The following is a 21,151-nucleotide window of genomic DNA, read 5'->3' as shown; positions in this document are numbered from 1 at the left end:
GAAGAATTGACGGCAGCAAGATGAAATTTCTCGACGAGGCAAAGGTATACATTCGCTCGGGCGACGGTGGCGCCGGCGCTGTGTCGTTCCGGCGCGAAAAGTTCATCGAATTTGGCGGACCGGATGGCGGCGACGGCGGCCGGGGCGGCGACGTATGGGTTGAAGCGGTCAACGGCCTCAACACGCTCATCGACTTCCGCTTCCAGCAGCATTTCAAGGCCAAGACAGGCACCCACGGCATGGGGCGCAATCGCACCGGTGCCAATGGAGAGGACGTGACGCTGAAAGTCCCCGTCGGCACTCAGATCTTTGAGGAGGACGCGGAAACCCTGATTGTCGACCTGACAGCCGAGGGCCAGCGCTTCCGCATCGCCAAGGGCGGCAATGGCGGCTTTGGCAACGCCCATTTCAAGTCGGCAACCAATCAGGCGCCCGATTGGGCTAATCCGGGTCTCGAGGGAGAAGAGAAGACTGTCTGGCTGCGGCTCAAGCTGATTGCCGACGCCGGTCTCGTGGGCCTGCCGAACGCCGGCAAGTCCACCTTCCTCGCGGCTGTGACACGCGCACGTCCCAAAATTGCGAACTATCCTTTCACCACTCTCCATCCGAATCTCGGTGTGGCAACCGTGGACGAACGCGAGTTCATTCTGGCGGACATTCCGGGCCTCATCGAAGGCGCCCATGAAGGGGTTGGCATTGGCGACCGTTTCCTCGGCCACGTCGAGCGCACCCGCGTGCTGCTGCACCTCGTCTCCGCCCAGGAAGAAAAGGTCGGTAAAGCCTACAAGACGGTGCGCCACGAGCTTGATGCCTATGGCGGCGGATTGGAAGACAAGCCGGAGATCGTCGCCCTGTCGCAGATCGATGTGCTCGACGAAGCGGAGCTGAAAAAGAAGGCGACCGAATTGAAGAAGGCCTGTGGCCAGACGCCGCTGCTTTTGTCTGCCATCACGGGCAGGGGCATGACGGACGCCTTGCGGGCACTTCGGGATGTCATCGTTGCGGCCCAGGGCAATGCACCGCTTCCGGCCAAACGCGACAAGAACCGGAAGAACCGTGACATCGAGGATCATCTTGGCGAGGAAGGCGAGGAGTGATGTCTAGCCGGATACGCTCGCTGTCCCGCGTCAAGCGCGTTGTCATCAAGATCGGCTCGGCCCTGCTCGTGGATCGGGCGACCGGTATCCGCAAAGCTTGGCTCGACGCGATCTGTGATGATATCGCCGCCTTGAAGGCGCGCGGCACCGACGTGCTCGTCGTGTCCTCGGGTGCCATAGCGCTCGGTCGCACCGTGCTCGACATGCCCTCGGGCGCCCTGAAGCTCGAAGAGAGTCAGGCCTGTGCCGCCGTTGGCCAGATTGCGCTCGCCCGCCACTGGGCGGAAAGCCTGTCACGCCACCAGATCGTCGCCGGCCAGATCCTGCTGACGCTCGGCGACACGGAGGAGCGTCGGCGCTATCTCAACGCCCGCGCTACCCTCAATCAGCTGCTGAAGATCGGCGCCGTACCGATCATCAACGAGAACGATACGGTGGCGACGACCGAAATCCGCTACGGTGACAACGATCGGCTGGCGGCTCGTGTCGCAACGATGGCGGGCGCCGATCTGCTCGTCCTACTGTCCGACATTGACGGTCTCTACACGGCTCCGCCGCATCTCGATCCGGAGGCCAGGTTCCTCGAAACCATCGACGAAATCACCCCCGCCATCGAAGCAATGGCCGGCGGTGCAGCATCGGAACTATCGCGCGGCGGCATGCGCACCAAGATCGATGCCGGTAAGATCGCAACCAGCGCCGGCTGCGCCATGATCATCGCCTCGGGCAAGACGATGAATCCGCTTTCGGCCATCGAGAATGGCGCCCGCCATTCCTGGTTTGCCGCGTCCAAGTCGCCGGTGACAGCGCGAAAGACCTGGATCGCCGGTCAGCTTCAGCCGGCCGGGACACTTCAGGTCGACAACGGCGCTGAAGGCGCGCTGCGCTCCGGCAAAAGCCTGCTGCCGGCAGGCGTGCGATCCGTCTCCGGCGCCTTTCATCGCGGCGATACCGTCTCGATCGTCACGACCGAAGGCCGTGAGATCGCCCGTGGCCTGGCCGGTTACGATGCCGACGAGGCCCGCCGCATCTGCGGACGCAAATCCAACGAGATCGAAAAGATCCTCGGCTATCCCGGTCGCGCGGCAATGATCCATCGCGACGATCTCGTCATGACCGACCTCGGCCAGCGGGAAGCCGCAGCCGGTGACCGCAAGGATGCTGCCCATGCTTGATACCGTGTCGAACCAGAATTCCGTCGAAGGCATGATGCTCGACATCGGCCGCCGCGCGCGTGCCGCGGCTCGCCCACTTGCAATGGCGTCGACCGAAGCGAAGAACCGGGCGCTCCTGGCTATGGCCGATGCCGTGATGGAAGCCGAGGCCGAGATCCTCGCTGCCAATACGATCGACCTGAAGAATGCCGCGGAATCGGGTGTTGCCCCATCCTTCATTGACCGCCTGACCTTGAATCCCGCACGGGTCACGGCCATTGCCCAGTCGATGCGCGAGATTGCCGAACTGCCGGATCCCGTCGGCACCGTCATGTCTGAATGGGACCGCCCCAACGGCCTGCATATCGAACGCGTCCGCACGCCGCTTGGCGTCATCGGCGTGATCTATGAGAGCCGGCCGAACGTGACAGCCGATGCGGGCGCGCTCTGCTTGAAGGCTGGTAATGCCGTTATCCTGCGTGGCGGCTCGGACTCGGCCAATTCCTCGCGCACCATCCATGCCTGCCTGGTCAAGGGTCTCGAGGCGGCCGGTCTGCCCAGCGATGCGATCCAACTGGTGCCGACAACCGACCGCGCAGCCGTCGGCGCGCTTCTGTCGGGCCTCGAAGGATCGGTCGACGTGATCGTGCCCCGTGGCGGCAAGAGCCTAGTCGCGCGCGTACAGCAGGAAGCCCGCGTCCCCGTCTTCGCCCATCTCGAAGGGCTCTGCCATGTCTATGTCGACGGTTCTGCCGACCTGGAGATGGCAAAGAGGATCGTCGTGAACGCCAAGATGCGCCGCACCGGCGTCTGCGGTTCGGCCGAAACCCTGCTGGTCGATAGCGCTGCGATTGGCACCCATCTCCAGCCCCTGATCGAGGCGCTGAGTGAAGCCGGCTGCGAGGTCCGGGCCTCCGCCACCGTGTTGCGGGTTATCCCTGGCCTGAAACCGGCGACGGAAGAAGACTGGCGCACCGAATATCTTGATTCCATCATTTCGGTTGCCGTGGTCGACGGCATTGGCGGCGCTATCGATCATATAGCGCGCTATTCGTCGAACCACACCGAAGCGGTTGTCGCTGAAGATCCTGAAGTGGTCGAACGTTTCTTCAACGAGATCGACTCTGCGATCCTGCTGCACAACGCCTCGACCCAGTTCGCCGATGGCGGCGAGTTCGGGATGGGTGCCGAAATCGGGATTGCCACCGGCAAGATGCATGCGCGCGGCCCGGTGGGTGTCGAACAGCTGACATCGTTCAAGTACCGCGTCCGCGGCACCGGCCAGGTTCGTCCCTGACGTGGAAGAGGCGGCCATACCCCATCGTCATAGGGTTATGCCGCATGTCGAGCGGGGGATGGTCGTTGGTCTCTTCGGTGGCTCCTTCAATCCGCCCCATCAGGGTCATCTGCTCGTGGCCGAAATCGCTTTGCGGCGACTGGGACTTGATCAGCTCTGGTGGATGGTGACGCCGGGCAACCCGCTGAAAAGCCGAAGTCAGCTTGCACCGTTGGTCGAGCGTCTTGAAGCCTGTGAAGCTTTAGCCGAAGATCCCCGGATCAAGGTGACCGCCTTCGAACAGGCAATCGGGACGAACTACACGGCAAAAACCCTCGAATTCGTTCAGTCGCGGCACCCGGACGTGCGTTTTGTCTGGATCATGGGAGCGGACAATCTCGCCAGTTTTCACCGCTGGCAGCATTGGCGCAAGATCACGACCACCTTCCCTATCGCTGTCATCGACCGTCCAGGCTCCACGCTCGCCTACCTCTCCTCGAAGATGGCAAGAACCTTCGATTATGCCCGGGTGGACGAGGAGGATGCAGCGGTGTTGTGGCGCAAGAAGGCCCCCGCATGGACATTCATTCACGGTCCGCGCTCCCCCCTCAGCTCGACGGCAATCAGGGCGGCCGTCGACGCGACTTGAGGCTGGATTGCATCATCATGCGGCAAAACAACCGGATCTCTTGAAAGAACGGCGGATCGATGCCACCTTCTCAAGTGCGAACCCCGAAGGGAATCGCAGACGTGCTGTTCTGTTTTGCCAAAGAAAGGACGAACTCTGACAACAGTACACACCCGTGGACGCGCGCCCGTCGCCGTCCCGAAACGCCCGGAACGTGGCGCCGATGCCGCAGCCCGTGCGCTTGAGCTGGTCCTCGCAAGTCTCGAGGACTCGAAAGCAGAAGACATTGTCTCCATCGACATTGCCGGTAAATCGGCGCTGGGCGACTACATGGTGGTCGTATCCGGACGCTCGAACAGGCATGTGTCGGCGATCAGCGAACACCTCATTTCCGACTTGAAGGACGAAGGCCTGGGTTCCGCCCGCGTCGAAGGTCTGGAGACCGGCGATTGGGTTCTGATCGACACCGGAGACATCATCGTGCATGTGTTTCGACCCGAGATCCGTGAGTTCTACAACATCGAAAAGATGTGGTCGGCCCCGGATATCGAGGATCGCCTGCACTGAAAACGGCCGGTCGTCCTGAGGGGCGGTTTCGATGCCGGATTGACACGGCAGGTGCGATCCTGCCGATAGAACTGGTTTTGTGACCGTATTAAGTAGGACGCCGCATGAAAATTGGCATCTATGCCGTGGGCCGGCTGAAGGCTGGACCGGAGAAGGAACTCGCGTCCCGCTATCTGGACCGCTTCGCCAAGGCCGGACCGCAATGCGGCCTGGAATTCACCCGTTCCGTCGAACTGAACGAAAGCCGCGCCGGCAATGCCGAGACGAGAAAGCGCGAGGAAGCTGCAGAGCTGTCCCGCCAGATACCGGACGGTGCTTTGATCGTGGTCCTCGATGAACGCGGCAAGGCTTTCGACAGTGCGGAATTTGCGAGGTTCGTGGGCGATGCCGCAGACAACGGTCAGAAGGACATGGCTTTCGTCATAGGCGGTGCCGACGGTATCGATCCCGACCTTCGTGACAGAGCGCGCCTCGTGCTTAACCTAGGGCGGCTGACATGGCCACACCAATTGGTGCGGATCCTGATTGCCGAACAGCTTTACCGGGCGGTGACGATCCTAACCGGTCACCCTTATCACCGGGTCTGAGGTTCCGCGCCCAAGCTACTTTGCCTTCAACGCAAATCAGCGTATTTTCCGGCCGAAACGGGAAACGTCCTTGCGCGCCTTTAACATCGAAAATGCCACCAAGTTGTACTGGCGCCTTTCGCGCCTGTCGCATTTGCGCGCACTAGTGCTGGTTTGTGGGCTGACAACGATACAGGCAGCCCCGATCAGAGCCCAGGAAGCGTCCACGCCATCAGAACCGGGAACGTCAACGGGTTCGGTGCCACCGGCTTCGGCTGCGATTGCAGCCACTGCTGACAGTGGAACAGCAACGGACGCGACGCTCGAATTGAGAGCCAAGCGCGATCAGGTGAGCGGCGAACTGCAGGAAATCGCCCGAACCATGCAGCTCTCGAGCGAAAAGGCTGCAGAGCTCGAAAAAAGCATAGCGGAACTGGGGAAGACCACCGAAAGCCTGAAGACGGCATTGATCGATTCGGCAAAGCGCCGAAAGGACATCGAAAAGCAGATGAGTGAGGGCGAGCAAAAACTCGCATCGATTGGTCTTCGCGAGGATGCGATCCGTAAATCGTTTCGTGAGCGTCGATCGGTGCTCGCCGAGGTTCTCGCGGCCCTACAACGCATGGGGCGTAATCCGCCTCCCGCTTTGTTGGTGAGCCCCGAAGATGCGCTCGGCTCGGTCCGCACAGCCATTCTGCTTGGCGCGGTGGTTCCTGGCATTCGCCACGAAACGGAAAAACTGGCTGCCGATCTCAAAGAGTTGATTGCACTGAGAGACAGCGGAAAGCAGGAGATGGAGGGACTTGTGGCGGCCATGGCACGGCGCCAGGAGGAAGAGCGCCGTATGGACCTCCTCATTGCGGAAAACGATCGCCTTGCGCGCACCAATTCGCTCCAGTTGCAGGCGGAACGCAAGCAATCCGAAGCACTTGCCGAGCGCGCCACCACGATGGAAGCTCTCATCCGTTCTCTGGAAAACGAGATCTCTTCGGTCCGTCAGGCGGCAGAACTCGCCAAGGCTGAAGAGGCGAAACGTGACCAGATGAGCGAGGATCAGAAGGCCCGCGCGCTGGAGATCGCACGCTCCGAATTGCCCGATAAAAACCGTATTGCGCCAGCATATCCTTTCTCCGAACTGAAGCAGAAACTGGAACTTCCGGTTGCCGGGGAAACATTGAGGCAATTCGGCGATCCGGACGGGACCGGCCATCAGGCGCAGGGCGTGGTGATCGCCTCTCAACCCGGCTCGATCGTCACGGCACCGGCCGATGCATGGGTTGTTTTTGCAGGAAATTTCCGGAGCTACGGTCAGATGATCATCCTGAACGCGGGCGACGGCTATCACATGGTGCTATCGGGCATGGACCGGATCAGCACGAGCCAAGGCAAGTTTGTGCTGTCAGGGGAGCCATTGGCGACCATGGGAGAAAAAAGAGTGGCAAGCGCCGCTGGATTGGCGCTGGAAACAGATCGTCCGACACTTTACATTGAACTTCGAAAAGACGGTAAACCGGTTGATTCCCGCCCCTGGTGGCTCGGAGGCAATTCTGGAAAGGCACAGAATGATTCGTAGAGTCTCTCTTCTCCTCGTCGGCGCCCTGATGGGCGCTACCGCGATGAGCCTCATCTACTCCGCAGGGATTCCGGCGCAGGCCGCGGGCAATTCCACCTACAAGGAACTGTCGATTTTCGGCGACGTTTTCGAGCGCATCCGCGCGCAATACGTCACGCCGCCGGATGAGAACAAGCTGGTGGAGAGCGCCATCAACGGCATGCTCACCTCGCTGGACCCGCATTCGGTCTACATGAACGCCAAGGATGCGGCAGACATGCAGACCCAGACGCGCGGCGAGTTCGGTGGCATTGGGATCGAAGTCACCATGGAAGAGGAACTGGTCAAGGTCATCACCCCGATCGACGACACGCCTGGCGCCAAGGCCGGCATCCTGGCCGGTGACTTCATCTCCGAAATCAACGGTGAAAGCGTGCGCGGCCTGAAGTTGGAAGAGGCTGTCGAAAAGATGCGCGGCGCGGTCAACACGCCGATCAAGCTGACGATCCTGCGCAAGGGCGCAGACAAGCCGCTCGACATCACCGTCACCCGCGAAATCATCCCGATCCGCGCCGTCAAGTCGCGCGTCGAAGGCGATGTGGGTTATCTCCGCGTCATCTCCTTCACCGAGAAGACCTATGATGACCTGGAAGCCGCCATCGAGAAGATCAAGAAGGAAGTCCCGGCCGACAAGCTGAAGGGCTATGTTCTTGATTTGCGCCTGAACCCAGGCGGTCTGCTCGATCAGGCGATCTACGTCTCCGACGCCTTCCTGGAGCGTGGTGAAGTGGTCTCGACCCGCTCCCGCGATCCGCAGGACACCCGCCGTTTCAACGCGACCGCCGGTGACTTGACCGACGGCAAGCCGGTCATCGTGCTCGTCAATGGCGGCTCGGCTTCGGCATCGGAAATCGTCGCGGGCGCCCTTCAGGATCTGAAGCGCGCAACTGTGTTGGGGACCCGCTCCTTCGGCAAGGGCTCCGTCCAGACGATCATCCCGATGGGCGACAAGGGCGCGCTTCGCCTGACGACAGCGCTCTACTACACGCCGTCGGGACGTTCTATCCAGGGCACCGGCATCGAGCCTGACATCAAGGTCGAACAGCCGCTGCCGGAAGACCTGCAGGGCAAGGTCCGCACCGAAGGCGAATCCTCTCTCCCGGGCCATATCAAGGGCAATGCGGAGACAGAAGAAGGTTCGGGTTCGGTCGCCTATGTGCCCCCGGAAGCCAAGGACGATATTCAGTTGAACTATGCGCTGGACCTGCTGCGTGGCAATAAGACGGACCCGGCCTTCCCGGCCGATCCCCAGAAGGCATCGCTGCAGTAAACGTCTGGAGCCACTGTCTGCGCAGATACCCTATTGCGCAGACGTCGGGTCCGAGAGCCGTCAGGATCTTGGAAGTCTCGTATGGATCTGCATGGACCGCTAGGTCTTGAACGAAAAGGCGGAGGCCGCAGAAAGCGGTACCTCCGCCTTTCGACGTTGTTCTCGGGCGTTGCAGTTGTTGTGCTGCTCGGCCTTTCCGGATGGACGGCCCTTTCACCGGTGATGCTGCGGGAAGACCCGCCCGTGAGCCTGACGTCGGCGCCGGCCGATCCCGGTTCGGTCGCCGAGGCGGCTGTGGCACCGGCAGACGGCGAGGCAAGCATTCAAACCAGCGGTCCCCAGGACGGTGCAAACGTCCGCCGCACCACAACGCCGGACGGCAATGTGGTTACGACCTTTACGCCGGCTGGTCGCGAAGGGCCTGTCATTATCGGCGCGAATACGACCCAGGATCCGCGTCTGGCTGGCCAACCGAACGAGGACCTGCTCGAAAGAACGTCCGAAGGCGATCTACCAACGGTGTCGTCGACGGGCCTCAGGCCCTTTGATTTCTACGCTCGTCCCTGGTCCGGGGCGCGGGGCACACGCATCGCGATCGTCATCGGCGGCATCGGGCTCAGTCAGACGGGGAGCCAGAAGGCAATCCGGGATCTACCCGAAGACATCACGCTCGCCTTTGCAGCGACGGGCAACAGCCTGCAGCGCTGGATGCAGGAAGCCAGACGCAAGGGTCACGAGATTGTGCTGCAGGTGCCCATGGAGCCTTTCGATTACCCGGCGAATAATCCCGGACGAGACACGCTTCTAGTGGAGAAGGACGGGGCCGGGAACCTTGCCAATCTGCATCGGGCGATGGCTGAGATCACCAACTACACCGGGATCATGAATTATATGGGCGCTCGCTTTCTGGCGGATGACAAGGCACTGGATCCGGTGATGCGCGACATTGGAAAACGCGGTCTGATGTTTTTGGACGACGGCTCGACCGCACGGTCGCTGTCCGGAGACTTTGCCAAAGCCGTCGGCTTCCCCCATGCCTTTGCGGACTTGGTCATCGACGGTCAGGTCGACCGCCCGGCAATCCTTGCGAAGCTGGACGAACTGGAACGAATTGCCCGTCGCAACGGGCAGGCGATCGGCGTGGGTGCCGCCTTTGACGAAACGATTGCAGCTGTTGCCGAATGGCGCAACGAAGCGGTGGCCAGAGGCATAGAGTTCGTCGGCGTATCGGCACTCGCCAATGAAAACAAACCCTGAGGACACCATGAACAAGAACGAGACTTCCAGCCGTAAGGTTAAGGCAGAAGACCTGCCCTATCGTCCCTGTGTCGGGATCATGGTCTTGAACAAGGCGGGGTTCGTATGGTCCGGCCGCCGAATTCCCATCGGCAATTCCGAATATGACGGCTCCCCCCAGCTCTGGCAGATGCCGCAAGGGGGTATTGACCCTGGTGAAGATCCCTTGCCGGCCGCCATGCGCGAGCTTTACGAGGAAACGGGTATGAAGTCCGTCTGTTTGCTCGCAGAGGCGGGCCGCTGGATCAATTATGACCTGCCGTCCGATTTGATCGGCATCGGACTGAAAGGCAAGTATCGTGGCCAGACCCAGCGCTGGTTTGCGTTTCGGTTCGAGGGTGACGAAAGCGAAATCGCCATCAACCCGCCACCAGGAGGCCATGAGCCGGAATTTGACGCATGGGAGTGGAAGCCTATGCGAGATCTTCCGGACTTGATCGTACCTTTCAAGCGTCGGGTCTATGAAGAGGTCGTTGCGGAATTCGCGCACCTCGCCGGCTGAGGCTTATCTCAGTTGCTTCGTTGGCCGCGCCGATACCGCTGAACGTGATCAACGAGGGCCCGCAGCTTGGGCGCCATGTTGCGGCGATTGGGAAAGTAGAGATAAAAGCCCGGATAGGGTTTCAGATAGGCATCGAGAACGGAAACGAGTTCGCCGCTTTCGAGATAGGGCGCGAAGGTTTCGCGCACCGCATAGGTCAGCCCCGCCCCGGCCAGCGCCATGCGCAGCATCAGTCTGAGGTCGTTGGTGCTGATTTGCGGGCTGATTGCCACGGCGAAGCTGCGTCCCTTTTCATCGAACTCCCAAGGTGCCGGAACCTCATCAGGAGCCGGCCGCCAGGCAATGCAGCGATGCCTGACAAGTTCAGTCGGATGCTGCGGCACGCCATGCCTTGCGAGATAGGAGGGCGAGGCGACCACCGCCTCGCATTGATCGCCCGTCAGCGCAATCGCCACCATATCCTTCTCGATCACCTCACCCAGGCGCACCCCGGCATCAAAACCACGGGATACGATATCAGCTGTCTCGTCGGTCACCGTCACATCAATGGTGATTTCCGGATGCGCTTCCGCAAAACTACCGAGCAAGGGACCGGAGAGAAAGGCATCTGCTATCGATGAGACAGCAATCTTGAGATGCCCCGCGGGTCTGGAGTCTCCGCCCAGATCCTCCAAAGCAGCCTCGATCTCCGCCATCGGACGGCCAAGCGTTGCCAGCAGTTTCTCTCCTGATTCCGTCAGCCTTACGCTGCGTGTCGTGCGCACCACGAGTGCGATCCCGCAGGCATTTTCGAGCCGCTGCACCCCTTGGCTGACAGCCGAACGGGTGACACCGAGACGCCGGGCGGCGGCGGCAAAACTCTGTTCTTCAGCCACAGCGAGAAACAGCGGTAGCAGGTTCAGATCCATCGTCATTGTAAAGTTTGGCTCACCAATTTGATCACTGTGAGCTGGATACCGGCGACAATGTGGTCCGTCTAGGGTCCTTGGCATTGGCGCAGCGATTGCGTTCAACCCAACACGAAAGGAAATTCGATGGCCAAAATTTTCAAATCGGTCTTGGCCGGTGCGCTCACCTTTTCCATGCTCCCCGCTTTCTTGACCCAAGCGTCAGCGGCGGGCGCAGCTTGCGCCATAACCGGTGCGGAAAGCCCGCTTGCACTGCATCGCGACTGGATCATGGATGGATGGGAACGACGCGAGGGCGACCCCGCCTTTGTCTTCGCTAAGAAGATGCAACGCTATTACGACCTGCAGAACACGCAGGGTGTCTTCTTTGACAATTTCGCCCCCGGGAAGACGCAGCTCTTCGGCGATTCCAGCCGGTACGGTGCCAATTGGGAGGATCTGCAGAATGCCGCGCGCTCCGTCCACCATGGCCTGAGCACCGGCCATGACCAGTTGGCCGACGGCAATGTTGCCTCGACGACTCTTGGCTTTGTCGGTCGCCTCGAGCGGCTGAACGGAGAGGTTCTCGCCTTCGACGGCCGTTCGCAACTCGGATGGATCTGCAAGGACGGCGCCTGGAAGATCCGCCAGGAACTGAATTATGCCTGGGTCGTCGAGCCGGAAACCATTGCCGGTCTGCTCGGGAAGGGAGTGCTGGCACCATGATAAAGGAAAGTCGGACAGGCCATCCCTATGTGGGCCTGTGGGTGACGGAGGACCGGTATATCCGCCACGAACTTCTGCCCGACAACCGCTACGTCGAAGCCCGCGGCGATCGCGAGCGGGCCTATCTAGGCCGTTACGAGATAACCGGTACCCATATCGAATACCAGGACGATACGGGCTTTACCGCTGATGGTGATTTTCGTGATGGCGTCCTCTACCATGCCGGCATGGTCTTGCGCCGGGAAGGCTGATCCCGCCCCTGACAGGGCGGCTCATCCGGGCCGCCCTTCTGAGACGACATCAGGCAGCGGCGATGCCACCTGTTTCCAAAGCAAACCCTTCATCCGCCCAGCCGGTTATGCCGCCGATCATCACCTTGACCTTTCGACCGAGTCTGGCCAGCCGAAGGGCCGCACGGTCGGTGCCGTTACAATGTGGCCCGGCGCAATAGACGACGAAGAGCACATCGGCAGGCCATTCCGCCATTTTGCGTTCAGTCATCTTGCCATGCGGCAAGTTGATAGCGCCGGGCACATGGGAGAGCTCGAAAAGGGAAGGCCCGCGTACATCGAGAAGCACAAAATCAGGGTCTCCCTTTTCCAGGGCTGCATGGACATCCCAGCAATCCGTCTCGAAGGCCAGGCGCTTGGAATAATGCGCTTCAACAAGCGCGGACTCTGCAGCAGGAATTTCAGTAACGAGGCTGGGCATCGGGTTTCCTCTCGGTTGGACGATCGGACCTTGCCTTCTTGCCGCATTTCACGAAACTGGCCTGGAAGACAATAGACGTAAAGATCTCGCCAATGACATGGAACACGTCACCCTTTTCGACATCCCGGCTCGACGGGCCACGCGTTGTGACGCTCGCCTATGATGGACTTTGCACCTTTGAATTCGGAGTAGCCGTGGAAGTCTTCGGCCTTGCTCGGCCGGAGATGGGAAGAGGCTGGTACCGTCATGCCACTGCGGCCATAGAACAAGGCCCTCTGCGTGCCGCAGGCGGCCTTACGGCCACAGCCGCAGGCGGACTGGAACTCCTGCAGGAAGCGGATCTGATCGTCGTTCCGGGCTGGCGGGGAATCGATGAACCTGTACCAGACACCTTGCTCGACGCATTGCGCGCCGCCCATTTGAGAGGCGCTCGTCTGATGTCGCTGTGTTCGGGTGTGATGGTGCTTGCGGCCACCGGCCTGCTCAATGGGCGACGCGCCACGACTCATTGGCGTTATGCCGATGCAATGGCGGCACGACATCCGCAGATCCACCTCGACCCGGATGTCCTTTATGTCGATGAGGGCGATATGCTGACCGCTGCTGGAAGTGCCGCCGGCATCGATCTCTGTCTGCATGTCGTGCGCCGCGATTTCGGCGCAGAAGCGGCCAATAGCGTGGCCCGACGTCTTGTCGTGCCACCCCATCGCGAGGGTGGCCAGGCACAGTTCATCGTGGCTCCGGTCCCCAAAGAGCGCGAGGGTCAGCGGCTCGGTCCTCTGATCGACTGGATCGACGCGAACCTGCAGCACGAATTGACCCTTGCGGACATGGCCGCACGCGCAGGCATGAGCACGAGGACATTCCAGCGCCGTTTCCGCGACCTCACAGGCAGCAGCCCCGGCGAATTTCTTCTCGCCCGTCGGCTGCGCCGCGCCTGTGATCTTTTGGAACGACAGGCAGCGATATCGGTGGATGATGTAGCACTCGCCGCAGGTTTCGGTACACCGGCGACATTGCGCCACCATTTCCGCAGCCGCCTGTCGACCAGTCCGGCGGCTTATCGATCCCGTTTTCGACATGTCGACTGAGACAGACCGAGGCGAGGGGAGAGAGGGCCTTGCTACTTCACGGCAGCATTGCCACCATCCGCATAGAGCGCCGAGCCGGCGACGAAACTTCCCATGGGTCCAGCGAGAAAAAGCGCGGCGGCAGCGATTTCCTCCGGTTGCGCGATCCGTTTGAGGGCGTGCAGCGAGGCCGCCCAGTCCTTCTGCGCCTGGTTTCCCGCCATGGAAGTGTCGGTTCCGCCGGGAAGCAGCGCATTGGCGCGGATGCCCTTGGCCCCATAATCTGCGGTGATCCCTTTCACCAGCCCCATCAATCCGGCTTTGGCCGCACCATAGGCCGCCATACCCGGCAGACCGACGCTCGTGCCAACGAAGCTGGAGACGAAGACAAGAGCGCCACCACCGGTCTTTAACATTGCCGGGATCTGTTCCCGCGATGCCAGAAAGGCGGAGGTGAGATTGACACTCATTACGTCGCTCCATGTTTGCGTATCGAGCTCGGCGAGTGGAGCAATCTGTCCGACCATACCGGCATTGTTGATCGCCATGTCGAGACGACCAAAATGGTCAAGCGCAGCCTGCACCATTTTGGCCTGTGTCTCGGTTTGAGCCACGTCTCCCGGAACGACTGCGGCGCGACCGCCGGACTGTCGGATTTCCGAAGCCACCTTGTCGAGGGCCTCAGAACCACGAGCGTTCAGGATGACGGCAGCGCCATGTTGGGCGAAGAGATGCGCAGTTGCACGCCCGATGCCTGAGGACGCGCCGGTAATGATGGCCACTTTGCCGTGAAGACTGTTCATGATGATGATCTCCTGGGTTGGGAGATCGGTGATAGGGGTCGACTGCTGGCCTAGCCCACCCGTTTCTTGCGCAACCACATCCGTCGTTGCAGATGCGGCTTACAAGGGATGTGAGAGAGAGGACTAACGATCCGTCGCTGCGGCCTCTTCCGCGCTTTCCTCGATCCGTTCCATGTCGTCATCGGAGAGACCGAAGTGATGACCGATCTCGTGGATCAGCACATGGGTTATGATATCCCCCAGCGCCTCCTCGTTTTCGGCCCAATAATCCAGGATAGGACGACGATAAAGCGTGATGCGGTTGGGCATCATGCCCGTTTCCATCGTGAAACGTTCGGAAATGCCACGCCCTTCGAAGAGGCCGAGCAGATCAAAGGGCGTTTCCAGCGCCATATCCTCGAACACTTCATCCGTTGGAAAATCAGTGATCTCGATGATGAGATCCTTGGTCAGGTCGCGGAATTCCTGCGGCAAGTGGCCATAGGCCTCGATCGCCAGCGACTCGAACGTGCTGATCGTCGGGGCATGGCGTTCGCGCCAATCCTCGCTCTGGTCAATGCGGGCCATGATTACTCCTTACTGGTTGAAGATATAGGCGTTTTGCCCGCCCATTTCGAGAGCAAATCCCGAAGAGGAATAAATTCTTATTGGAATCCAGTTGACTCTTTTGTTCGGCTCTGGAATCTCTAAGAACATATAGAGAACAAATGATCTGGGAGAGACCGTCATGGGCGTGAGCCCTCTGGCGCATGAAGAGCTTTTTTCCCTTCGGCAGGCCATCGCCCGCATCGAAGGAAAGCCGGATCATGCCGCCCGTCTGGCAGCAGGACTTGACGAGAAGAGCCACGCCGAAATGCAGGACAAGGAGAGCTCTGCCTCCAGCATGTCGGCCTTCCGGTTCGAAAGCCTCATGGCAGAACTGGTTATGCCAGGTCTGATGGTGGAACTGCGTGGGGAGCGGTTGCAGCAAGCCGGTGCCACCACCGGTTTTGCGCTGGCCCTGGCAATCATCGGCGCAGACCAGGCAACAACCGGAAGACCCAAGCGCATGCTTTTCATCGCGGATCCTGATGTCGTGCGGGATTCGGGCCTGATCTACGCGCCGGGCCTCGTGGATTTCGGACTGCATCCAGCCGAACTGGTACACGCACTACCGCGCAGGATCGAAGATGCCCTTTGGCTGGCGGAAGCAGCATTGGCATCACGAGCCTTCTCTAGCGTCGTGCTCGAAATACGTGGCAATCCCAAAAAATTCGGTCTGACCGAGAGCCGACGCCTGAGCCTCAGGGTCCGCGGCTGCGGGGGCAGACTGTATGTACTGCGACAGGCAGGAGAGGAAGAGGCATCAAGCGCCTCGCTTCGTCTGTCCGTCAAGACCGCGCCGGCGGCGGCGCGCATTCTCGCCGATGGAACCCTGCTGGGCGGCAGCATCGGGCTTCCTGCTTTTTCTATCCTTGCCGAGAAGTCCCGCTTTCCGGGACTGACGGAGTTTATCCTGGAGTGGAACCCCTATGACCGCCGCCTTTGCCCCCTTGCTCACGCAGGATCAACCAGCGCCGAATCGCCGGATTCTCTGCCTCTACTTTCCACGGCTCGCGACCGATCGCATCGCCCGCCGGCGCTGGGGTCTGTCGTGGCGTTCGGCCCCATCCTCGAGCGGGCATCCTGAACGGGCACCTCTCGTCTGTGCCGCCCGTGCCGCCAATGCCATGCGATTGACGGCGCTTGATGAAGCCGCCGAAAGCTTAGGTCTGCGCATCGGCCAAGGTCTGGCAGAGGCCCGCGCCATCTGTGCTGCCTTGGATGTGGTCGAAGCCGATCCGGCAGCGGATCGGGCCTTTCTCGAGGCCATCGCCGATTGGTGTGACCGCTACACACCGCTGGTGGCACTGGATGGAGAAGACGGTCTTGCCCTCGACATCACCGGTTGCGCCCACCTGTTCGGGGGTGAGGCCTCCCTCGTAGAGGATCTTGCCGGACGGCTGGCGGGCTTCGGCCTTGCCGTAGAGGTTTCGGTCGCCCCGACACCGGGCCTCGCCCGCGCCATCAGTCGGTTTGGAGGGCCACGAGTAATTGCCGGTCCCGAGGCTCAGGATGTTCTCGCCCCGCTGCCGGTCTCGGCCCTTCGACTTGAACCGCAGACCATCATGGATCTGGCCCGGGTCGGCCTGAAAACCGTCGGCGATCTCCTCGCTGCCGCCCGCGCACCGATTACCCGCCGTTTTGGACGCGCCCCTCTGCTGAGGCTCGATCAGGCGCTGGGTCGAGAAGGGGAGGCCATCTCCCCGCGCCGCATGCCGGCACTGCTTTCGGCCGAACGACGGCTAGCCGAACCGATTGTCGTTGAAGACCATATCCTAGACCTCGCGGGGCGTCTGGCCACAGGCCTGAAAACGGCTCTCGAAGCCAGAAATGAAGGCGGGCGCCTGTTTGAACTGTTGATCTTTCGCGTCGACGGCCGCGTCTTTCGGATCGAAGTCGGCGCCTCGGCTCCTTTGCGCGATCCTCTTCGTATCAAGGCCCTGTTCAAGGAACGGCTTTCTGTTCTCAGGGACGAGCTGGAAGCTGGTTTCGGCTTCGAACTGCTGCGTCTCAACGTGCTCTGGAGCGAATCCTTTGAAAACCGCCAGTCAGGCCTCGTTGAAGAAGAGGATGAGAGCGAACATCTGACCAGGTTCCTTGACCAGGTATTTGCACGCCTTGGAGAGAGGGCGCTCCGACTGCCGGTGTCTCTTGCCAGTCATTGGCCGGATCGCGCGTCAAATCATGCGCCCATCGCCGACGGATTGAAGACACTGGGAAGTCGGCAGGCGACCGAGCAGTCCGTGAAGCCACCTATGCGTGGCGAGCGCCCCTTGCGTCTGCTCAGTCAGCCCGAAGAGGTGGAGGTCATGTCCGCCGTACCCGATGGACCGCCTGCAAGCTTTCGCTGGCGACGGGTTCAACGCCGCATCACCCGCGCAGAAGGGCCCGAACGTCTTGCCCCTGAATGGTGGATCGATGGCGAGAATGAGGAACCCCGTGACTATTTTCGCATCGAAGACACGATGGGACAGCGGTACTGGCTATACCGCAAGGGACTTTACGAGCGGGAGACGGCGAACCGTCCGACCTGGTTTCTGCAGGGGATGTTTTCGTGACATCCGCCGCTTCCAACAATGGCCCCCCATTTTACGAGATAGGACTGAAGAGTAATTTTTCCTTTCTCGACGGGGCCTCGCATGCCGAGGAATTGGTCGAGCAGGCGCTCGCCCTGGGCCTGGACGGCATCGGCCTTGCCGACGTGAATACGGTATCGGGCGTTGTTCGCCTGCACGCCTCGGCAAAGCAGAAAGGTCTTGCGTTTCGACCTGGAGCGCGTCTTGTCTTTGCCGACGACACACCCGAACTGCTCGCCTACCCCATCGATCGCAAAGGCTGGGGCAATCTCTGTCGTCTTTTGAGTGCCGGAAACCTGCGTTCGCAAAAAGGCGTCTGCACGCTTTACGAGACTGACCTCTTGGACTGGTCCGGCAATCTCCTTTTTATCGCGATTCCACCATGTTTACCGGAGGTCGCTGACAGCAAAGCCTTTGCACTACGTCTGCAATGCCTTCTGCCGGCTTTGAAGGATAAGCTCTATTTGGCACTTACCCCGCGTCATGACGGCCTGGACCGCAAGACCTTTGCCGAACTGGAATTGATAGGGCGAAGCCTCCGCCTGCCATTGGTCGCCACCAATGACGCCATCTATCATGCACCGGAGCGGAAGCCTCTCGCAGATGTGGTTGTCGCCATCCGTGAGCATGTCGGTATCGCGGAAGCCGGGTTCAGGCTTCATGCCCATGCCGAACGTCACCTGAAGAGCGGTCGGGAAATGGCCCGTCTCCTTCGAGGATATCCTGAATCCATCGCCAATAACGTTAAATTCTTTAGTCGGCTCAATTTTTCGCTCGATGAACTGGCACATCAATATCCTGACGAAAGCTTCGAAGGAGAATCGCCGGCACTGGCCCTGCGTCGACTGACCTATGAGGGAGCCAGGAAACGTTATCCCGAAAAAATTCCTGAAAAGGTTCTGGGTCTGCTCGATTACGAACTGAAGCTCATCGCCGAGAAACGCTACGAGCCCTATTTTCTCACCGTCTACCGCATCGTCTGCCACGCCCGCGAGAGCAACATCCTCTGCCAGGGGCGCGGGTCGGCAGCCAACTCCGCCGTTTGTTTCTGCCTCGGCATCACCGAGGTGGATCCGCAGAAGACGACGCTTCTGTTCGACCGCTTCATTTCCACCGAGCGTGACGAACCGCCCGATATCGACGTGGATTTCGAGCATGAAAAACGCGAGGACGTAATCAGGTTCATCTATCAGACCTATGGCCGGGAACATGCGGCACTGACCGCCGCCGTCATCAGCTACCGCGCCCGTTCGGCCGGCCGCGAAGTGGCAAAGGCCTTTGGCCTATCGGAGGATGTACAATCGGCACTGGCCGGCTCGATCTGGGGCTGGTGGACGAGCGACTTCACCGAAGAACAAGCCAATGCGGCCGGACTGAACCTCAAGGACCCGACAACGCGCCGCGTCCTTTCCTACGCCCAGGCTCTCCAGGGTTTTCCGCGCCACCTTTCCCAGCATGTCGGTGGCTTCGTCATCACCCGCGACCGGCTGGACGAGGTCGTACCGATTATGAACACGGCCGATGGTCGCTACATGGTGGAGTGGGACAAGGATGATCTGGACACGTTGAAGATCCTCAAGATCGACGTCTTGGCGCTTGGCATGCTGACCTGTCTCGCCAAAGCCTTTGCTCTGCTATCGCAGCATTATGAGCGCCATGAGAGCCTTGCTTCGATCAACGCGGACCAGCGGCCTGAGGTCTACGACATGATCTGCCGGGCCGATACACTCGGTGTCTTCCAGATCGAAAGCCGTGCCCAGATGAGCATGCTGCCGCGGCTCAAGCCGCGAAAATTCTACGATCTCGTTATCGAAGTCGCCATTGTCCGCCCCGGCCCAATCCAGGGCAACATGGTGCACCCCTATCTCAAGCGTCGGGAGGATAAACTGGCAGGCCGGCCGATCGAGTATCCGAGTCCCGAATTGAAAACCGTCCTGGAACGCACATTGGGCGTTCCCCTCTTCCAGGAACAGGCGATGCAGATCGCCATCACCGCCGCCGGCTTCACGCCGGCCGAGGCCGATAAGCTTCGACGGGCCATGGCCACGTTTCGCCGCACCGGCCAGGTCTCGAGTTTCCAGAAACGCATGATCGAAGGCATGGTTGCCCGCGATTACGATCCTGAATTTGCCGCCCGCTGCTTCAGCCAGATCGAAGGTTTCGGCGAATACGGATTTCCCGAAAGTCATGCGGCCTCTTTTGCCCTGCTGGTTTACGTGTCCTGCTGGTTCAAGGCCTATTATCCCGACGTTTTCTGCGCCGCGATCCTGAACTCCCAGCCCATGGGCTTTTATGCGCCGGCCCAATTGGTGCGGGACGCCCGCGAACATGGCGTCGACATGCGACCGGTCGATGTCAATTATTCCACCTGGGACTGCGGACTGGAATCCGATCCCGACGGGATATCCGCTTTTGATCCGAACCGGCTTGCAGCGCGCCATCGCTCCATGGCTTCGGTGATCAAGACCAGAAAGGCTGTACGCCTCGGCTTTCGCCAGATCAAAGGCCTGTCCCAACCGGATCTGGACCGTCTCGTGTCATGCAGGGCCGGGGGCTACGATTCCGTGCGGGATCTTTGGCTGCGCACCCGACTTCCCCGCAGCGTCATCGAAAAGCTCGCTGATGCCGATGCCTTTTCCTCTCTCGGCCTGTCGCGCCGCGATGCGCTCTGGGCGGCCCAGGCGCTCGATGCGGAAGCGGCGGTCGAGGTGCTCCCTCTTTTCGAGACGGCTCCCTTGGAAAACCTGCAACAAGAGGCCGAGGTCGCGCTGCCCCGCATGCTGCCGGGGGAAGAGGTTCTCAGCGACTATCGAACGCTGACTTTCTCTCTGAAGGCTCACCCCATTTCCTTCCTGCGTCCCGATATGCGCAAAGCGGGACTGAAATCGGCATCGGAGTTGGAAATCCTTGCCCATGGGGCCCAGGTCACCGTGGCCGGCCTTGTCCTGGTGCGTCAGCGACCGGGCTCGGCCAAGGGTGTGATTTTCATGACACTGGAGGATGAGACCGGAACAACCAATGTCATTGTCTGGCCGAAGATCTTCGAACGCTACAGGCCTGTCGTCATGGGCGCTCGGCTCGTTTGCCTTCGCGGCCGTTTACAGAAGGCCCACGGCGTGATCCATGTGGTTGCCGACCATCTGGTCGATGCGACACAACGCCTCGGCCTGCTGCAGAAGGATTTGGCGAGCTTCAATACGCTGGCTCATGCCGACGAAGTTCGAAGACCAGGTGTCGATCACCGCCAGGTCCTTCAGGAAAAACAGCCCCCTAGGGTTGGCGCAGCCCCGCCACCGGGCCACCCTCGGCGAAGTGCAATGGCCGATCTCCTGCCCAAGGGACGCAATTTTCACTAAGTTGGCGGAGAAAGACGCGTCCGCAAATTTTCTTGACAAAGAGCATAAGGTTTACCAGAAAGGAGAGAGTAAGTGTCATGTTTGACGGTCTCCGATCCCATGCTGGTCTGCAGCTGCAATTACATCACCGACAAGGACATCCAGGCTGTTATCAATGAGCTGCTGGATGAAGACTGTTGGCAGCTGATCGTTCCCGGCAAGGTTTATCATGCCATGGGCAAGCGCGGTCGCTGCTGCGGTTGTTTTCCGAACGTGGTGGACCTGATCATCAAGACGACTGCCGAATATCATGCGGCACGCAAGACCGAAGAAACCAAGGTCGTCAATTTCATGGAACGGCTGAAGCTCTTCCATGAAGAACAGAAGGCAGCACTCGCAGAGCGTCGCCAGGCCATGCTCGCAGCGCGCCGCGCGGGCTGAGTCTTTCCTCCAATCTCTTCATGATCGTGCTGCCGATGACACATCGGCACTG

Annotated in this window: 21 protein-coding genes; 17 read left to right on the top strand and 4 right to left on the bottom strand. The window is 60.4% G+C overall.

All coding sequences use genetic code 11. From position 1 onward, the window contains the following. The first annotated feature begins 20 nt into the window (after positions 1–20). From obgE to ACT53S_RS18085, 10 genes are all read left to right on the top strand, one after another. Complete coding sequence (obgE, locus tag ACT53S_RS18130) at positions 21–1,097, top strand: GTPase ObgE (RefSeq protein ID WP_113377741.1); 1,077 nt, start codon at positions 21–23, stop codon at positions 1,095–1,097. Next, positions 1,097–2,272, top strand: a complete 1,176-nt coding sequence (gene proB / locus ACT53S_RS18125) for a glutamate 5-kinase (protein ID WP_476068009.1) — start codon at positions 1,097–1,099, stop codon at positions 2,270–2,272. Before obgE ends, proB begins: the two co-directional genes overlap by 1 nt. Then, a complete protein-coding gene (locus tag ACT53S_RS18120; RefSeq protein WP_142072761.1) occupies positions 2,265–3,548 on the top strand; it encodes a glutamate-5-semialdehyde dehydrogenase in 1,284 nt (427 codons plus the stop codon). The genes proB and ACT53S_RS18120 overlap by 8 nt, the downstream gene beginning before the upstream one ends. A gap of 37 nt (positions 3,549–3,585) precedes the next feature. Next, entirely contained in the window at positions 3,586–4,176 is a 591-nt protein-coding gene (locus tag ACT53S_RS18115) for a nicotinate-nucleotide adenylyltransferase (protein ID WP_476068273.1), read from the top strand. Positions 4,177–4,290: 114 nt separating this feature from the next. Then, positions 4,291–4,722: a ribosome silencing factor gene (gene rsfS, locus ACT53S_RS18110; protein ID WP_113377737.1), complete on the top strand. Its 432-nt coding sequence runs from the start codon at positions 4,291–4,293 to the stop codon at positions 4,720–4,722. Positions 4,723–4,826: 104 nt separating this feature from the next. Beyond that, positions 4,827–5,309, top strand: a complete 483-nt coding sequence (gene rlmH, locus ACT53S_RS18105) for a 23S rRNA (pseudouridine(1915)-N(3))-methyltransferase RlmH (protein WP_113377736.1) — start codon at positions 4,827–4,829, stop codon at positions 5,307–5,309. A 184-nt stretch (positions 5,310–5,493) separates the two neighbouring features. Further along, positions 5,494–6,861, top strand: a complete 1,368-nt coding sequence (locus ACT53S_RS18100) for a murein hydrolase activator EnvC family protein (protein ID WP_476068272.1) — start codon at positions 5,494–5,496, stop codon at positions 6,859–6,861. Beyond that, entirely contained in the window at positions 6,851–8,170 is a 1,320-nt protein-coding gene (locus tag ACT53S_RS18095; protein ID WP_142072755.1) for a S41 family peptidase, read from the top strand. Before ACT53S_RS18100 ends, ACT53S_RS18095 begins: the two co-directional genes overlap by 11 nt. An 81-nt stretch (positions 8,171–8,251) precedes the next feature. Continuing rightward, positions 8,252–9,427, top strand: coding sequence for a divergent polysaccharide deacetylase family protein (locus ACT53S_RS18090; RefSeq protein ID WP_476068008.1), 1,176 nt, complete (start codon positions 8,252–8,254; stop codon positions 9,425–9,427). Between the two features lie 7 nt (positions 9,428–9,434). After that, complete coding sequence (locus ACT53S_RS18085; protein WP_476068007.1) at positions 9,435–9,968, top strand: RNA pyrophosphohydrolase; 534 nt, start codon at positions 9,435–9,437, stop codon at positions 9,966–9,968. An 8-nt stretch (positions 9,969–9,976) separates the two neighbouring features. Here ACT53S_RS18085 and ACT53S_RS18080 read toward each other — a convergent pair whose 3' ends face one another. After that, positions 9,977–10,882: a LysR family transcriptional regulator gene (locus ACT53S_RS18080; protein WP_476068006.1), complete on the bottom strand. Its 906-nt coding sequence runs from the start codon at positions 10,880–10,882 to the stop codon at positions 9,977–9,979. A gap of 120 nt (positions 10,883–11,002) precedes the next feature. Between ACT53S_RS18080 and ACT53S_RS18075 the strand changes: the two genes are divergently transcribed. Together ACT53S_RS18075 and ACT53S_RS18070 are read left to right on the top strand one after the other, a co-directional pair. Continuing rightward, positions 11,003–11,581 (top strand): hypothetical protein, encoded by a 579-nt coding sequence (locus ACT53S_RS18075; RefSeq protein WP_476068005.1) that lies wholly within the window; start codon positions 11,003–11,005, stop codon positions 11,579–11,581. Then, positions 11,578–11,832, top strand: coding sequence for an Atu4866 domain-containing protein (locus ACT53S_RS18070; protein WP_476068004.1), 255 nt, complete (start codon positions 11,578–11,580; stop codon positions 11,830–11,832). Before ACT53S_RS18075 ends, ACT53S_RS18070 begins: the two co-directional genes overlap by 4 nt. Positions 11,833–11,881: 49 nt before the next feature. Here the strand turns inward: ACT53S_RS18070 and ACT53S_RS18065 are convergent, their stop codons facing one another. Further along, entirely contained in the window at positions 11,882–12,292 is a 411-nt protein-coding gene (locus ACT53S_RS18065) for a rhodanese-like domain-containing protein (protein WP_476068003.1), read from the bottom strand. A gap of 92 nt (positions 12,293–12,384) precedes the next feature. On the opposite strand from ACT53S_RS18065, the gene ftrA reads away from it, so the two are divergent. Further along, complete coding sequence (gene ftrA / locus ACT53S_RS18060) at positions 12,385–13,383, top strand: transcriptional regulator FtrA (RefSeq protein WP_476068002.1); 999 nt, start codon at positions 12,385–12,387, stop codon at positions 13,381–13,383. A 32-nt stretch (positions 13,384–13,415) separates the two neighbouring features. Here the strand turns inward: ftrA and ACT53S_RS18055 are convergent, their stop codons facing one another. Together ACT53S_RS18055 and ACT53S_RS18050 are read right to left on the bottom strand one after the other, a co-directional pair. After that, positions 13,416–14,165 carry an SDR family oxidoreductase gene (locus ACT53S_RS18055; protein WP_113377728.1) on the bottom strand — a complete coding sequence of 250 codons (750 nt, stop codon included), beginning with the start codon at positions 14,163–14,165 and terminating at the stop codon, positions 13,416–13,418. Positions 14,166–14,288: 123 nt separating this feature from the next. Further along, a complete protein-coding gene (locus tag ACT53S_RS18050) occupies positions 14,289–14,732 on the bottom strand; it encodes a metallopeptidase family protein (RefSeq protein ID WP_062281683.1) in 444 nt (147 codons plus the stop codon). A gap of 160 nt (positions 14,733–14,892) precedes the next feature. Here ACT53S_RS18050 and ACT53S_RS18045 point away from each other — a divergent pair, with 160 nt between their 5' ends. The 4 genes from ACT53S_RS18045 (at position 14,893) to ACT53S_RS18030 (ending at position 21,099) form a co-directional block, all read left to right on the top strand. Next, the gene (locus tag ACT53S_RS18045; RefSeq protein ID WP_476068001.1) at positions 14,893–15,834 is read left to right on the top strand and encodes a hypothetical protein; all 942 of its coding nucleotides are present in this window, start codon (positions 14,893–14,895) and stop codon (positions 15,832–15,834) included. A gap of 40 nt (positions 15,835–15,874) precedes the next feature. Beyond that, the gene (locus ACT53S_RS18040) at positions 15,875–17,305 is read left to right on the top strand and encodes a Y-family DNA polymerase (RefSeq protein WP_476068000.1); all 1,431 of its coding nucleotides are present in this window, start codon (positions 15,875–15,877) and stop codon (positions 17,303–17,305) included. Next, positions 17,302–20,679: an error-prone DNA polymerase gene (locus ACT53S_RS18035; RefSeq protein ID WP_476067999.1), complete on the top strand. Its 3,378-nt coding sequence runs from the start codon at positions 17,302–17,304 to the stop codon at positions 20,677–20,679. The genes ACT53S_RS18040 and ACT53S_RS18035 overlap by 4 nt, the downstream gene beginning before the upstream one ends. A 99-nt stretch (positions 20,680–20,778) precedes the next feature. Next, positions 20,779–21,099 carry a (2Fe-2S)-binding protein gene (locus ACT53S_RS18030; RefSeq protein ID WP_113377725.1) on the top strand — a complete coding sequence of 107 codons (321 nt, stop codon included), beginning with the start codon at positions 20,779–20,781 and terminating at the stop codon, positions 21,097–21,099. Positions 21,100–21,151: the final 52 nt, after the last annotated feature.

The sequence above is a fragment of the Allorhizobium sp. DMC15 genome (genome assembly GCF_056314065.1).
Note: the sequence above shows the minus strand (reverse complement) of the source record. Positions and strands in the feature narration are given on the sequence as shown.

Bases quoted from the DNA above. Each gene is read 5' to 3' on its own strand.
- obgE (WP_113377741.1), top strand. From the start codon at position 21: ATGAAATTTCTCGACGAGGCAAAGGTATACATTCGCTCGGGCGACGGT.
- proB (WP_476068009.1), top strand. From the start codon at position 1,097: ATGTCTAGCCGGATACGCTCGCTGTCCCGCGTCAAGCGCGTTGTCATC.
- ACT53S_RS18120 (WP_142072761.1), top strand. From the start codon at position 2,265: ATGCTTGATACCGTGTCGAACCAGAATTCCGTCGAAGGCATGATGCTC.
- ACT53S_RS18115 (WP_476068273.1), top strand. From the start codon at position 3,586: ATGCCGCATGTCGAGCGGGGGATGGTCGTTGGTCTCTTCGGTGGCTCC.
- rlmH (WP_113377736.1), top strand. From the start codon at position 4,827: ATGAAAATTGGCATCTATGCCGTGGGCCGGCTGAAGGCTGGACCGGAG.
- ACT53S_RS18095 (WP_142072755.1), top strand. From the start codon at position 6,851: ATGATTCGTAGAGTCTCTCTTCTCCTCGTCGGCGCCCTGATGGGCGCT.
- ACT53S_RS18090 (WP_476068008.1), top strand. From the start codon at position 8,252: ATGGATCTGCATGGACCGCTAGGTCTTGAACGAAAAGGCGGAGGCCGC.
- ACT53S_RS18085 (WP_476068007.1), top strand. From the start codon at position 9,435: ATGAACAAGAACGAGACTTCCAGCCGTAAGGTTAAGGCAGAAGACCTG.
- ACT53S_RS18080 (WP_476068006.1), bottom strand. From the start codon at position 10,882: ATGACGATGGATCTGAACCTGCTACCGCTGTTTCTCGCTGTGGCTGAA.
- ACT53S_RS18075 (WP_476068005.1), top strand. From the start codon at position 11,003: ATGGCCAAAATTTTCAAATCGGTCTTGGCCGGTGCGCTCACCTTTTCC.
- ACT53S_RS18070 (WP_476068004.1), top strand. From the start codon at position 11,578: ATGATAAAGGAAAGTCGGACAGGCCATCCCTATGTGGGCCTGTGGGTG.
- ACT53S_RS18065 (WP_476068003.1), bottom strand. From the start codon at position 12,292: ATGCCCAGCCTCGTTACTGAAATTCCTGCTGCAGAGTCCGCGCTTGTT.
- ftrA (WP_476068002.1), top strand. From the start codon at position 12,385: ATGACATGGAACACGTCACCCTTTTCGACATCCCGGCTCGACGGGCCA.
- ACT53S_RS18055 (WP_113377728.1), bottom strand. From the start codon at position 14,165: ATGAACAGTCTTCACGGCAAAGTGGCCATCATTACCGGCGCGTCCTCA.
- ACT53S_RS18050 (WP_062281683.1), bottom strand. From the start codon at position 14,732: ATGGCCCGCATTGACCAGAGCGAGGATTGGCGCGAACGCCATGCCCCG.
- ACT53S_RS18045 (WP_476068001.1), top strand. From the start codon at position 14,893: ATGGGCGTGAGCCCTCTGGCGCATGAAGAGCTTTTTTCCCTTCGGCAG.
- ACT53S_RS18040 (WP_476068000.1), top strand. From the start codon at position 15,875: ATGCGATTGACGGCGCTTGATGAAGCCGCCGAAAGCTTAGGTCTGCGC.
- ACT53S_RS18030 (WP_113377725.1), top strand. From the start codon at position 20,779: ATGCTGGTCTGCAGCTGCAATTACATCACCGACAAGGACATCCAGGCT.